Origin of the sequence: Pseudomonas sp. efr-133-TYG-5, from assembly GCF_030209175.1 — a bacterium.
Lineage (GTDB): Bacteria > Pseudomonadota > Gammaproteobacteria > Pseudomonadales > Pseudomonadaceae > Aquipseudomonas.
Window position 1 is genome coordinate 2,586,380 of record NZ_JARVSM010000001.1, and the last position, 13,892, is coordinate 2,600,271.

Annotated in this window: 12 protein-coding genes; 3 read left to right on the plus strand and 9 right to left on the minus strand. The window is 60.0% G+C overall.

Annotated features, from left to right (window positions below):
* Positions 1-29: 29 nt before the first annotated feature.
* Positions 30-338: a YhbY family RNA-binding protein gene (locus QRN70_RS11785; RefSeq protein WP_085698388.1), complete on the plus strand. Its 309-nt coding sequence runs from the start codon at positions 30-32 to the stop codon at positions 336-338.
* A 9-nt stretch (positions 339-347) separates the two neighbouring features.
* Here the strand turns inward: QRN70_RS11785 and QRN70_RS11790 are convergent, their stop codons facing one another.
* The 8 genes from QRN70_RS11790 to grpE form a co-directional block, all read right to left on the minus strand.
* On the minus strand, positions 348-752 hold the full coding sequence (locus QRN70_RS11790; protein ID WP_285418083.1) for an MFS transporter: 405 nt from the start codon (positions 750-752) through the stop codon (positions 348-350).
* A gap of 28 nt (positions 753-780) precedes the next feature.
* Positions 781-1,257, minus strand: coding sequence for a transcription elongation factor GreA (gene greA, locus QRN70_RS11795; RefSeq protein ID WP_085711852.1), 477 nt, complete (start codon positions 1,255-1,257; stop codon positions 781-783).
* A complete protein-coding gene (carB, locus tag QRN70_RS11800) occupies positions 1,254-4,475 on the minus strand; it encodes a carbamoyl-phosphate synthase large subunit (RefSeq protein WP_285417849.1) in 3,222 nt (1,073 codons plus the stop codon). The genes greA and carB overlap by 4 nt, the downstream gene beginning before the upstream one ends.
* A 126-nt stretch (positions 4,476-4,601) precedes the next feature.
* Complete coding sequence (gene carA / locus QRN70_RS11805; RefSeq protein WP_285417851.1) at positions 4,602-5,738, minus strand: glutamine-hydrolyzing carbamoyl-phosphate synthase small subunit; 1,137 nt, start codon at positions 5,736-5,738, stop codon at positions 4,602-4,604.
* Positions 5,739-5,995: 257 nt separating this feature from the next.
* Entirely contained in the window at positions 5,996-6,802 is an 807-nt protein-coding gene (dapB, locus tag QRN70_RS11810) for a 4-hydroxy-tetrahydrodipicolinate reductase (RefSeq protein ID WP_285417853.1), read from the minus strand.
* Positions 6,803-6,811: 9 nt separating this feature from the next.
* Complete coding sequence (dnaJ, locus tag QRN70_RS11815; protein WP_285417855.1) at positions 6,812-7,936, minus strand: molecular chaperone DnaJ; 1,125 nt, start codon at positions 7,934-7,936, stop codon at positions 6,812-6,814.
* Between the two features lie 296 nt (positions 7,937-8,232).
* Positions 8,233-10,149, minus strand: a complete 1,917-nt coding sequence (gene dnaK / locus QRN70_RS11820; RefSeq protein ID WP_285417857.1) for a molecular chaperone DnaK — start codon at positions 10,147-10,149, stop codon at positions 8,233-8,235.
* Positions 10,150-10,251: 102 nt separating this feature from the next.
* The gene (gene grpE / locus QRN70_RS11825; protein WP_007961425.1) at positions 10,252-10,818 is read right to left on the minus strand and encodes a nucleotide exchange factor GrpE; all 567 of its coding nucleotides are present in this window, start codon (positions 10,816-10,818) and stop codon (positions 10,252-10,254) included.
* A 240-nt stretch (positions 10,819-11,058) separates the two neighbouring features.
* On the opposite strand from grpE, the gene recN reads away from it, so the two are divergent.
* Entirely contained in the window at positions 11,059-12,732 is a 1,674-nt protein-coding gene (gene recN / locus QRN70_RS11830) for a DNA repair protein RecN (protein WP_285417858.1), read from the plus strand.
* 76 nt (positions 12,733-12,808) lie between these two features.
* Here recN and fur read toward each other — a convergent pair whose 3' ends face one another.
* Positions 12,809-13,213 carry a ferric iron uptake transcriptional regulator gene (gene fur / locus QRN70_RS11835; RefSeq protein ID WP_016771770.1) on the minus strand — a complete coding sequence of 135 codons (405 nt, stop codon included), beginning with the start codon at positions 13,211-13,213 and terminating at the stop codon, positions 12,809-12,811.
* A gap of 97 nt (positions 13,214-13,310) precedes the next feature.
* Between fur and QRN70_RS11840 the strand changes: the two genes are divergently transcribed.
* On the plus strand, positions 13,311-13,838 hold the full coding sequence (locus QRN70_RS11840) for an outer membrane protein assembly factor BamE (RefSeq protein ID WP_285417859.1): 528 nt from the start codon (positions 13,311-13,313) through the stop codon (positions 13,836-13,838).
* The last annotated feature ends 54 nt before the right edge of the window (positions 13,839-13,892 follow it).

The following is a 13,892-nucleotide window of genomic DNA, read 5'->3' on the forward strand; positions in this document are numbered from 1 at the left end:
TTACAGAATCCAGACGAAAGGGTCAGATTATGCCGCTCACTCCAGAGCAGAAGAAACAGTACAAATCCATTGGCCACCATCTGAAACCCGTTTTGACGGTGGCTGACAATGGTTTGACTGAAGGTGTGTTAGCCGAACTTGAACGCGCATTGGCGGATCACGAGCTGATCAAGATCAAGCTCAACATCCTCGATCGCGAGGCGCGCCTGGCGTCCATTGCAGAGCTGTGCAAAGTGGGCAAGGCGGATCTGGTACAGGTCATCGGCAAGATGGCACTGATCTACCGCAAGAACTTCAGCGTCAACAAGCAGCTGTCGAACGTCCATCGCTTCAAGTGATGGCAAGGGTCAAGGGTGTGCTTCGCGCACCCTGCCACTCCACCCCGGTACCGGTTGCAGCACCAGCACCAACCCGGAAAAGCCCAGAACCAGAAAGCTGAACTCCTGCCAGCGCTGCGCTTCCGGCCAGCCGACAAGCACGGCGACAAACATCGCACACGCATACAAGGCCATCAGCAGCACCTGCCCGCGAAAATCCCGCCATAGACTGGCAAGGCCTTCGGCCTGTACCAGCACCAAAGCCTGAAATATCACGCACACGGCGGCGAATCCCACCACCAGCACTTCAAACGCACTGGCGACCTCGTCGATCAGCAGTGGCGCCAGGCCAATCCTGCCCAGCACCGGCCGCAAACCGAGATGCACCAGCCACAAGCCGCCGACCCACAACATCTGGGCCAGCTGCCAGAGCACGGCGCCCGCACGCAGCGGGCGCCCTCCTTCAGATGTGACGGACTTCGACAATCTCATACTCGATATCGCCGCCGGGCGTTTTCACGACGACGGTGTCGCCCTCTTCCTTGGCAATCAAGGCGCGGGCGATCGGCGAGCCGACCGAAATCTTGCCGAGCTTGATGTCCGCCTCATCCTCACCAACGATCTGGTAAGTGACGCTTTCATCGGTCTCGACGTTGGCGATTTCAACGGTGGTGCCGAAAATCACTTTGCCGGTGTGCGGGATGGTCGTCACATCGATGATCACCGCATTCTGCATGCGACCTTCGATGTCACGAATCCGCGCCTCGACCATGCCTTGCTGTTCGCGGGCGGCATGGTATTCGGCGTTTTCTTTCAGGTCACCCAACTCGCGGGCCGTACCGATGTCCTGGCTGAGCTTCGGACGAACGACCTTGGTCAGGTGAGCGTGCTCTTCTTCCAGAGCCTTGGCGCCCTGGACGGTCATTGGGTATTTATTCATGCCTTCAATCCTGCGTGTAGATCCTGCAAGCGGCGCACGGTCTTCTCGGGACCGAACTTCAGCGCTTCACAGATAGCTTCGCCAGCAGCGATGGTGGTGGTGCAGTAAATCTTGTGCTGCAAGGCGTTACGACGAATGGAATAAGAGTCGGCGATCGACTGGCGACCTTCGGTGGTGTTGATGATCAGAGTGACTTCGTCGTTCTTGATCATGTCGACCACGTGCGGACGACCTTCGGTCACCTTGTTCACGCGGCGCACTTTCAGGCCTGCGGCTTCGATCAGCTTGGCAGTGCCGGCAGTGGCGACCACTTCGAAGCCCAAGTTGATCAGATCACGCGCCACGCCTGCAACCAGTGGCTTGTCATCGTCACGCACGCTGATGAACGCGGTACCGCCGGTCGGCAGCACTTCGCTGGCACCCATCTGGGCTTTGGCAAAGGCTTCGCCGAAGGTGTCGCCGACGCCCATCACTTCACCGGTGGACTTCATCTCCGGGCCGAGGATCGGGTCAACACCCGGGAATTTGGCGAACGGGAACACCGCCTCTTTCACGCTGTAGAAGTTCGGGATGATTTCCTTGGTGAAGCCGATTTCCTTCAGGGTCTTACCGGCCATCACGCGAGCCGCGATCATGGCCAGGGACACACCGATGCACTTGGATACGAACGGCACGGTACGGGAAGCGCGCGGGTTGACCTCGATGACGTAGATGTCTTCGCCCTGCAGCGCCAGCTGTACGTTCATCAGGCCGACCACGCCCAGTTCCAGGGCCATTTTCTTGACCTGTTCGCGCATCTCGTCCTGGATGTGCGCCGGCAGCGAGTACGGCGGCAGCGAGCACGCGGAGTCACCGGAGTGAACGCCGGCCTGCTCGATGTGCTGCATGATTGCGCCGATCACCACGTCCTTGCCGTCGCAGACCGCATCCACGTCCATCTCGATGGCGCAGTTGAGGAAGTGGTCGAGCAGCACCGGGCTGTCGTTGGACACTTGCACCGCGTCACGCAGGTAACGCTTGAGTTCTTCTTCCTTGTAGACGATTTCCATCGCCCGGCCGCCCAGTACGTAGGACGGACGCACGACCAGCGGATAACCGATCTTCGCCGCAGCACGAACGGCTTCGTCTTCGCTGCGCACGGTAGCGTTCGGCGGCTGACGCAGGTTCAGGCGCTCGACCATTTGCTGGAAGCGCTCGCGGTCTTCGGCACGGTCGATGGCGTCAGGGCTGGTACCGATGATCGGCACGCCGGCCGCTTCGAGGGCACGCGCCAGTTTCAGCGGAGTCTGGCCGCCGTACTGGACGATCACGCCTTTGGGCTTCTCGACGCGGACGATTTCCAGCACGTCTTCCAGGGTGACCGGCTCGAAGTACAGGCGGTCGGACGTGTCGTAGTCGGTGGAAACGGTTTCCGGGTTGCAGTTGACCATGATGGTCTCGTAACCGTCATCGCGCAGCGCCAGTGCCGCGTGTACGCAGCAGTAGTCGAACTCGATGCCCTGGCCGATACGGTTCGGGCCACCACCGAGGATGATGATCTTGTCGCGACCGGACGGCGCGGCTTCGCACTCTTCCTCGTAGGTCGAATACAGGTACGCGGTGTCGGTGGCGAATTCGGCGGCGCAGGTGTCGACGCGCTTGTAGACCGGGAACACTTCCAGCTTGTGGCGGTGAGTACGCAGGTTTTTCTCGGTAACGCCCAGCAGCTTGGCCAGACGCTGGTCGGAGAAGCCCTTGCGCTTGAGACGGAACATCAGGTCGCGGTCGATCGCCGACAGACCGAGGGTCTTGACCTTCTCTTCGTCCTTGATCAGATCTTCGATCTGCACCAGGAACCACGGATCGATCATGTTCATGGCGAAGATTTCTTCGACGCTCATGCCGGCGCGGAAGGCGTCAGCCACGTACCAGATACGCTCGGCACCCGGCACGGTCAGCTCACGCTTGAGCACGCTCATGCTGTCCGGATTGCTCAGGTCGACCTTCTCGTCCAGACCGCAGACGCCCACTTCCAGGCCGCGCAGGGCTTTCTGCAGGGATTCCTGGAAGGTACGGCCGATGGCCATGACTTCACCCACCGACTTCATCTGCGTGGTCAGGCGCGCGTCAGCGTTGGCGAACTTCTCGAAAGCGAAGCGCGGCAGCTTGGTTACCACATAGTCGATGGACGGTTCGAAGGACGCCGGGGTCTTGCCGCCGGTGATGTCGTTCGACAGTTCGTCGAGGGTGTAGCCGACAGCCAGTTTGGCTGCGACCTTGGCGATCGGGAAACCGGTGGCTTTCGAGGCCAGGGCCGACGACCGCGATACGCGCGGGTTCATCTCGATCACGACCATGCGGCCGGTGTCCGGGCAGATACCGAACTGCACGTTGGAACCGCCGGTTTCGACGCCGATTTCGCGCAGTACCGCCAGCGAGGCGTTACGCAGGATCTGGTATTCCTTGTCGGTCAGGGTCTGGGCTGGGGCCACGGTGATCGAGTCGCCGGTGTGCACGCCCATCGGGTCGAAGTTTTCGATCGAGCAGACGATGATGCAGTTGTCCTTTTTGTCGCGGACAACTTCCATTTCATATTCTTTCCAGCCGATCAGGGATTCGTCGATCAGCAGCTCTTTGGTCGGCGACAGGTCCAGACCACGGGCGCAGATTTCTTCGAACTCTTCACGGTTGTAGGCAATACCGCCACCGGTGCCGCCCATGGTGAAGGACGGACGGATGATGCACGGGAAGCCCAGGCGCTCGAGGACGGCGTTGGCTTCTTCCATGCTGTGGGCGATACCGGAACGCGGGCATTCCAGGCCGATCGACTTCATCGCCTTGTCGAAACGCGAACGGTCTTCAGCCTTGTCGATGGTGTCGGCGTTGGCGCCGATCATTTCCACGCCGAATTTTTCCAGGACGCCTTCGCGCTCCAGGTCCAGGGCGCAGTTCAGTGCGGTCTGGCCGCCCATGGTCGGCAGCAGTGCGTCCGGACGCTCTTTCTCGATGATCTTGGCCACGGTCTGCCATTTGATCGGTTCGATGTAGGTGGCGTCGGCCATGGCCGGGTCGGTCATGATGGTGGCCGGGTTGGAGTTCACCAGGATGACGCGGTAACCCTCTTCGCGCAGGGCTTTGCAGGCCTGGGCGCCGGAGTAGTCGAATTCGCAGGCCTGGCCGATAACGATCGGGCCAGCGCCGAGAATCAGGATGCTTTTAATGTCTGTACGTTTTGGCATGGGTTTGTCACTCAAATCCGCAGGTCAGTCGGCAAGCCGTCTTGATCGATTTCTGAAGCCCTGAGGGGCGCCACCGGTGTCGGGGCCGCCCTCGAGGGCTTCTCGCTACAGTCTCAAGGCGAACGCTTAGCGTCGCTTGGCCATCTCGTTGATGAAGCGGTCAAACAGGGGCGCCACATCGTTCGGGCCCGGGCTCGCTTCAGGGTGACCCTGGAAGCTGAACGCGCTCTTGTCGGTGCGCTCGATGCCTTGCAGGGTGCCGTCGAACAGCGATTTGTGAATCGCGCGGACGTTGGCCGGCAGGGTCGCTTCGTCAACCGCGAAACCGTGGTTCTGGCTGGTGATCATCACGACACCGGTGTCCAGATCCTGCACCGGGTGGTTGGCACCGTGGTGGCCGTGGCCCATTTTCAGGGTCTTGGCGCCGGAGGCCAGGGCCAGCAGCTGGTGACCGAGGCAGATGCCGAATACCGGGATGTCGGTTTCCAGCACGTCCTTGATTGCCTTGATCGCGTAGTCGCACGGCTCCGGGTCACCAGGGCCGTTGGACAGGAACACGCCGTCCGGCTTCAGGGCCAGGACGTCGGCCGCCGGGGTTTGCGCCGGCACCACGGTGACGCGGCAGCCGCGCTCGACCAGCATGCGCAGGATGTTCAGCTTGACGCCGTAGTCGTAGGCAACCACGTGGTACGGCAGCTCGGAAGCCTCGATGGTCGCATGGCTGTCGGTCTTCAGGTCCCAGACAGTGGAGCGCCATTCGTATTGCTCTTTGGTGCTGACGACCTTCGCCAGATCCATGCCCTTCAGGCCCGGGAAGCCTTGCGCGGCGGCGATTGCAGCTTCTTCGGAGATGTTGTCACCGGCCATGATGCAGCCGTTCTGGGCGCCCTTTTCACGCAGGATGCGGGTCAGGCGACGGGTGTCGATACCGGCGATGGCCACGACGTTGTTGGCCTTCAGGTAATCGGACAGGGACATCGTGTTACGCCAGTTGCTCGCTACCAGCGGCAGGTCGCGGATGACCAGACCAGCGGACCAGACACGATCGGACTCGGCGTCTTCCGGCGTGGTGCCGGTGTTGCCGATATGCGGATAGGTCAGGGTAACGATCTGTTGGGCGTAGGAAGGATCGGTAAGGATTTCCTGATAGCCGGTCATTGCGGTGTTGAACACCACCTCACCAACGGTCTGACCGTCGGCTCCAATGGCTTCGCCGCGAAAAATGCTGCCATCAGCAAGGGCGAGTATGGCTGGCTTAGTCAAGAAGACCTCCCGTAAATAACGCATGAAAGGGCAATCGCAGGTTGTAAAAAAGCGGAGTGACGTATGGACACGTCACCCCGCTTCTTCACTGAATTATTCTGCGCGCTTTTAGTGGACACACTAAAGCTGTAGCTTACAGAAAAAGGGATTTTCGGTCCACCGCTAAAGAGCCTTAAAGGCCGGAGAATGCGACAGGGCGTCGCTCGGTGGAAAAAATCCGGTGCAAACAAGGCATTTGCACCGGATTTGGGCAGGGCTCAACGCAGGTCGAGCACATCCTGCATGTCATACAGACCCGCTTCGCGACCATCCAGCCACAGCGCCGCACGCACGGCCCCCTTGGCGAAGGTCATGCGACTGGACGCCTTGTGGGTGATCTCCAGACGCTCGCCCTCGCAGGCGAACAGCACGGTGTGATCACCGACCACGTCGCCGCCGCGCACCGTGGCGAAACCGATGGTTTCGCGCTCACGCGCACCGGTGTGACCTTCGCGACCATACACCGCGACCTTCTGCAGATCACGATCCAGCGCCTCGGCGATCACCTCACCCATGCGCAGGGCCGTGCCCGACGGCGCGTCGATCTTGTGCCGGTGATGCGCCTCGATGATCTCGATGTCCGCATCATCACCCAACACCCGCGCCGTCATTTCAAGCAGCTTCAGCGACAGGTTGACCCCAACGCTGAAGTTGGCGGCGAAGACGATCGGAATATCCTTGCCCGCCTCGACCAGCAACTGCTTCTGCGCGGCGTCCAGACCGGTCGTGCCGATGACCATGGCCTTGCCCGCCTTGCGGCAGAACGCCAGGTTTTTCAGCATGACTTCCGGCAGGGTGAAATCGATCAGTACGTCGAACTCTTCGGCCACCGACTCCAGATTGCCGGACAGTGGCACACCGATGCGACCGAGCGAAGCCAGCTCGCCGGCGTCCACCCCGATCAGCGTGCTGCCAGGACGAACGACTGCCGCCGTCAAACCGGTCAGCGGCGCGCGTTGCTGCACGGCCTCGACCAGGATCTTGCCCATGCGCCCGGCGGCGCCCATCACAGCTATACGTCGCATGCCGACTCCTTACAGATCGCCGAAGAAGCGCTTCACGCCGTCGAACCAACCGGTGGTTTTCGGCGAATGGCTGTTGTCGTCCGCCAGCGAACTGCGGAACTCCTCGAGCAATTCACGCTGACGACGATTGAGGTTGACCGGCGTCTCGACCGCCACACGGCACATCAGGTCGCCTGCACCACCGCCACGCACCGGCGCCACGCCTTTGCCGCGGACGCGGAACTGCTTGCCGGTCTGGGTGCCTTCGGGGATTTTCAGTTTGACCCGGCCATCGAGGGTCGGAATCTCCAGCTCGCCACCCAGCGCAGCGTCGACGAAGCTGATCGGCACTTCGCAGAACAGGTGTTTGCCGTCGCGCTGGAAGATGTCGTGCTCGCGCACGTTGATCACCACGTACAGGTCGCCGGTCGGACCACCCTGGGTGCCCGCCTCGCCTTCGCCGGACAGCCGAATGCGGTCGCCGGTATCAACGCCTGCCGGGACTTTCACGGAAAGGGTCTTGTACTCTTCGATGCGGCCGTCGCCGTGGCACGAATCGCACGGGTCGGAAATGATCTTGCCCTGGCCATGGCAGCGCGGGCAGGTCTGCTGCACCGAGAAGAAACCTTGCTGCATGCGTACCTGGCCGATGCCACCGCAGGTCGGGCAGGTCGATGGCGACGAGCCTTTCTTGGCGCCGGAACCGTCGCACGGCTTGCAGTTGACCAGTGTCGGAACGCGGATATTTACCGTCGTACCACGCACCGCTTCTTCCAGGTTCAGCTCCAGGGTGTAGCGCAGGTCGCTGCCACGCTGGGCGCCGCCACGGGAACCGCCGCGACCGCCACCAAAGAAGTCACTGAAGACATCACCAAAGATGTCAGAGAAATTCTGCCCGCCGAAGCCGGCACCGCCGCCACCCATGCTTGGGTCGACACCGGCATGACCGTACTGGTCGTACGCCGCGCGCTTGCTCGAATCGGACAATACTTCGTAGGCCTCGTTGGCCTCTTTGAACAGTTCTTCCGACGCTTTGTCGTCGGGATTACGGTCCGGGTGATGCTTCATCGCCAGACGACGATAGGCCTTCTTCAAGTCTGCATCACTTGCGCCACGCTCAACACCCAACACTTCGTAATAGTCACGCTTTGCCATAAGTCTTTGCACTCTTGAGGACGTTCGGCAAACCCCTCCTGAGGATGGCCAAACTCGTTGAGCCCCAATACAGGCCCGGACCCAACTCACGTCAATTCAACGATCCTGGTCTTTGTCACTTGTGGTACTTGCGGCGCGAAAAGCAGGAGCATTCCCGGCCATACCAGCAACACGCGCGCGTTGTCGCATGTTGTAAAAATTCACGTATTCCAGATACGCCAACGCGGGAGCAAGCTCCCGCGCGGCGACATCCTACCAGTCACCGCCGCAAGGCAGTCAACCGGCCGACCAACAACTTACTTGTGGTCTTTGACTTCTTCGAACTCGGCATCGACAACATCGTCAGCCTTTTCAGCTTTCTCGTCGTGCGGTGCCGCGCCTTCGGCAGGCTGAGCCTGTTCGGCGTACATCTTCTGGGCAACCGGAGCGGAGACTTTCGACAGTTCTTCGATCTTCGCTTCGATGGCAGCCTTGTCGTCGCCTTTGACAGCGGCTTCCAGGGCAACCACAGCAGCCTCGATTGCAGTCTTCTCTTCTGCGCTGACCTTGTCGCCAGCGTCGGTGACCATTTTGCGCGTCGAGTGAACCAGTGCATCACCCTGGTTACGGGCAGCGGCCAGCTCTTCGAACTTGCGGTCTTCCTCGGCATTCGCCTCGGCGTCACGCACCATGCGTTCGATTTCCTCGTCGGACAGACCGGAGTTGGCCTTGATCACGATCGACTGGGTCTTGCCGGTAGCCTTGTCTTTCGCGCCGACGTGCAGGATGCCGTTGGCGTCGATGTCGAAGGTCACTTCGATCTGCGGCACGCCACGTGGAGCAGGTGGAATGTCGGCCAGGTCGAACTTGCCCAGGGACTTGTTCTGTGCGGCTTGCTTGCGCTCACCTTGCAGGACGTGAATGGTCACGGCGCCCTGGTTGTCGTCGGCAGTCGAGAACACTTGCGATTTCTTGGTAGGAATCGTGGTGTTTTTCTCGATCAGCGCAGTCATCACGCCACCCATGGTTTCGATACCCAGGGTCAGCGGGCTGACGTCGAGCAGCAGAACGTCCTTCACGTCACCGGCCAGAACGGCGCCCTGGATTGCAGCACCCATGGCAACGGCTTCGTCCGGGTTGACGTCTTTACGTGCTTCTTTACCGAAGAAATCGGTTACCAGCTTCTGTACCAGCGGCATACGGGTCTGACCGCCGACCAGGATCACGTCGTTGATCGCGCCAACGTCGATACCGGCGTCTTTCATGGCGATGCGGCAAGGCTCGATGGTGCGCTGAACCAGGTCTTCGACCAGGGCTTCGAGCTTGGCACGCGAGATCTTCACGTTCAGGTGCTTAGGACCGGTGGCGTCTGCAGTGATGTACGGCAGGTTGACGTCGGTCGACTGCGCGGACGACAGCTCGATCTTGGCTTTTTCGGCAGCTTCTTTCAGACGCTGCATGGCCAGCGGGTCACCCTTGAGGTTCATGCCGGTTTCTTTCTTGAATTCGTCGACGAGGTAGTCGATCAGACGAATGTCGAAGTCTTCACCGCCGAGGAAGGTGTCACCGTTGGTGGCCAACACTTCGAACTGGTGCTCGCCGTCAACTTCAGCGATCTCGATCACGGAAACGTCGAACGTACCGCCACCCAGGTCGTAAACGATCACGGTGTGATCGCCCTTGGCTTTGTCCATACCGTAGGCCAGAGCCGCTGCGGTTGGTTCGTTGATGATACGTTTAACGTCCAGACCGGCGATGCGACCGGCGTCCTTGGTGGCCTGACGCTGGCTGTCGTTGAAGTAGGCCGGAACGGTGATCACCGCTTCGGTCACAGGCTCGCCGAGGTAGTCTTCGGCGGTCTTCTTCATTTTCTTCAGGATTTCAGCCGAGATTTGTGGCGGCGCCATTTTCTGGCCGTTCACTTCTACCCAGGCGTCATTGTTGTCGGCCTTGACGATCTTGTAAGGGACCATCTGAATGTCTTTCTGCACGACTTCTTCGTCGAAACGACGGCCGATCAGACGCTTCACCGCGTACAGGGTGTTGTGCGGGTTGGTCACCGCCTGACGCTTGGCGGACTGGCCTACCAGAATTTCGCCATCGTTGGCGTACGCGATGATCGACGGCGTGGTGCGCGCGCCTTCAGCGTTTTCAATCACTTTGGCCTTGCCGTTTTCCAGCACGGAGACGCAGGAGTTGGTAGTCCCCAGGTCGATACCGATAATTTTGCCCATGTTCACTCTCCCGAAACTTTGGATTTTGTTGCCGCAGCAGTGGTGGCTAACTGCGGTAATACTTAAACGCTTGACTTCTAAATGGGGGCCTTGCGGCTAATTTCAAGCCTTCTCGTCAATCGAAGGCGAAATTGGCGCCGGCGCCTTGCTGACCACGACCATGGCCGGACGCAACAGGCGACCGTTGAGTTGGTAACCCTTCTGGAACACCTTGAGCACGCTGTTCGGCTCGACGTCGGCGCTTTCCTGCATGGCCATCGCCTGATGATGAACGGCGTTGAACGGTTCGCCATGCGGATCGATCGCTTCGAGCTGATAGCGCTTGAGGGTGTCGTGGAACATCTTCAGGGTCAGCTCGATGCCTTCGCGCATCGGCCGGATGCTTTCGTCGTCCGGGCTCGACAGCTCGAGGCCGCGCTCCAGGCTGTCGACGATCGGCAGCAGGTCGCCGGCGAATTTTTCCAGGGCAAACTTGTGTGCCTTCTCGACATCCTGCTCGGCGCGGCGACGGACGTTCTGCAGATCGGCAGCTACACGCAGAGACTGATCCTGCGCGGCGGCCAACTGCTCTTCGAGCACTTGTACACGGGTCGCCAGGTCGTCACCCGAAGTCTCGGGCGCCTGATTGGCTTCTGGGTTTTGCGTATCTACTGTCTGTTCGTCAGCCATAGAATTCTCCTTTCAATATCGTCCGCGAGCTCGACTCACGCTTCTGTCCGGGTATATGGGGCCGCAAAATCAGGCTTCAAGGGCTGGCAATCATTAACCCTACAAAAAAGTGCTGCATTGTCATTCCCGGGCGCGATAAGCATTTGCCCGGCTCAAGCAAATCGAGCTAAGCAGGGGCATTGTCAGCTCGAAACAAAACACTGTATAAATAACCAGAACTAAAGCCTGGGAGCGGCCTTTATGCTGGTGCACCTGTCCGTACACAACTACGCCATCGTTGAACATCTCGATCTCGAACTCGATCGCGGGATGAGCGTGATCACAGGGGAAACCGGCGCCGGCAAGTCGATCATGCTCGACGCCCTGGGCCTGACCCTCGGCGATCGCGCCGACAGCGGCGTCGTCCGCCCGGGCGCCGACAAGGCCGATATCCTGGCGACCTTCGACCTCGTCGACATCCCCGAAGCCAGCGCCTGGCTGGCCGAGCGCGACCTGGAAAACGACGGGCCGTGCATCCTGCGCCGGGTCATCACTTCCGAAGGCCGTTCGCGCGGCTACATCAACGGCACGCCCTGCCCGCTCGGCGACCTGAAGGCATTGGGCGAACTGCTGATCGATATCCACAGCCAGCACGAACACCAGTCGCTGCTCAAGACCGACACTCACCGCCGTCTGCTCGACGAATATGCCGGCGCCACCGACCTCGCCCGCCAGGTGCAACTGGCCTCGCAGCGCTGGCGCCAGACCCGCCAGGAACTCGAGCGCCTCTCCAACTCCGGTGACGAACAGCGCGCCCGCCACCAATTGCTCAGTTACCAGCTGGAAGAGCTGGAAAGCCTCGGCCTCGGCGAAAACGAACTCGAGCAACTGGAGCAGGAACACAAGAACCTGACCAACGCCGAAACCCTGCTGGGTATCTGCCGGCAAGTGGTCGAGCAGTGCAGCGAAAGCGATTCCGGCAATGTGCTGAATGCCCTGACCGCCAGCCTCAACCGCCTGTCGAGCGTGAACAGTTCGATTGGCGCCCTGGGCGAAGCCAGCAGCCTGCTGACCAGCGCGCAAATTCAGGTCGAAGAAGCTGTCGGCGAGCTCAATCGCTTCCTCGACAACTTCGATGCCGATCCAGCGCGCCTGCAATACCTGGAAGAACGCCTCGATACCATCTACACCATGGCACGCAAGCACCGGATCCAGCCGACCGAACTGGCGCAAATGCAGCAGAAGCTGCTGGATGAAATCGAAACCCTGAATGCCAACGATGAATCGATCGAACGCCTGGCCGAAGAACTGGCGTCGTATGCCCGCCATTATCAGGAGAAGGCCCGGGAGCTGAGCGATCTGCGCCAACAGGCAGCAGGCAAACTTGCCAGCGCCGTGGAACAGGAAATCCAGCGCCTGGGCATGCCCGGTGGTCGCTTCACCATCGAGCTGCGCCCCAACAGCGGCGACGAGTTGCTGCCCAACGGGCTGGAACAGGTGGAACTGCTGGTCAGCGCCAACCCCGGCCAACCTTTGAAAGCGTTGGCAAAAGTCGCTTCGGGGGGTGAGCTGTCGCGAATCAGCCTGGCGATCCAGGTCATCACTGCACAGACCTCCCGCGTACCGACCCTGGTGTTTGACGAGGTCGACGTGGGCATTGGCGGCCCGACCGCAGAGATTGTCGGCCAGTTGCTACGCCGCCTCGGGGAGCGCGGACAGGTTCTGACCGTCACGCACCTACCGCAAGTGGCCGCCCAGGGCCATCAACATTTATTTGTGCACAAGGTGCGCGGCGAACAGGCCACTCACACGGCGGTCTCCAGACTGAGCAAAAACGACCGTATAGAAGAAGTGGCACGCATGCTCGGCGGCATCGACCTGACCAAAGAGTCCCTGGCCCATGCCAAAAAGATGGTGGTAACGGCAAAAGCCTGATGAAGCGCAGATAGCACGAAGGCGACCCTTGGGTCGCCTTCGTTCGTTTCGCGAACCGAAAATTCGCGCGACATGCTTACTTTTTCTTGCGGACGTACAGCACCAGGTTGTGATCAACCATTTCGAAGCCATGCTTCTCCACGATCGATTTTTGAAGTTTTTCGATTTCTTCGTCGAAGAATTCGATGACTTCACCCGACTCCACATTGACCATATGGTCGTGGTGGCCACCGTCGGCCAATTCGAATACCGCGTGGCCGCCGTCGAAGTTGTGGCGGACCACGAGGCCAGCCGCTTCGAACTGGGTCAGAACACGGTAAACCGTGGCCAGACCGACGTCCTCGCCAGCTTCCATCAACGCCTTGTAGACGTCCTCGGCACTCATGTGGCGTTGCTCGGTAGAGTCGAGCATTTGCAGGATCTTGACCCGTGGCAGGGTCACTTTGAGGCCGGCTTTGCGTAGTTCGCTATTTTCAACCATGGTCAGCTTTCTCGCGATGCTGCTTCGCAGCTTCTCTTAATGCGGGTATGATCGGCGTTTACGTTGTCCCAGCCAAGATAGTGGAAGTCGCCCACCGATGCAAAACACCAAGCTCTTGCTAACCAGTTTCACCTTTGTGGGACTGCTCGCACTCGCCGGTTGTTCATTCCCCGGGGTTTACAAAATCGACATCCAGCAGGGCAATGTCGTCACGCAGGACATGATAGACCAGTTACGCCCGGGAATGACCCGCCGGCAAGTACGGTTTATCATGGGCAACCCCCTGCTTGCCGACACGTTCCATCCGGACCGCTGGGATTACTTGTACAGCCTGCAGCCTGGTGGCGGTGAACGCCAACAGGAACGCATGAGTGTAATTTTCAACTCAAACGACCAGCTTGTCAGCCTGTCCGGTGACTTCATGCCGGGCGTGAGCCGTGACGAAGCCATTCTCGGCAAGGACAGTGGCACTAACGTCACCGCTCCCGCTGAAAACGCCGAGAAGCCAACACCGGAAAAACCGGCCAAGCCAGGTTCTTTGCTGGATCAGATCCAGAAGGACGTGGATGGTGTGGAAACCGTTCCGGTGCCAACACCAGAACCGCTGGAAACCTCGCCGCAATAATTTGCGACGTAATAAAAAACCCGGACATTCCGGGTTTTTTATTGCCTGCCGTTC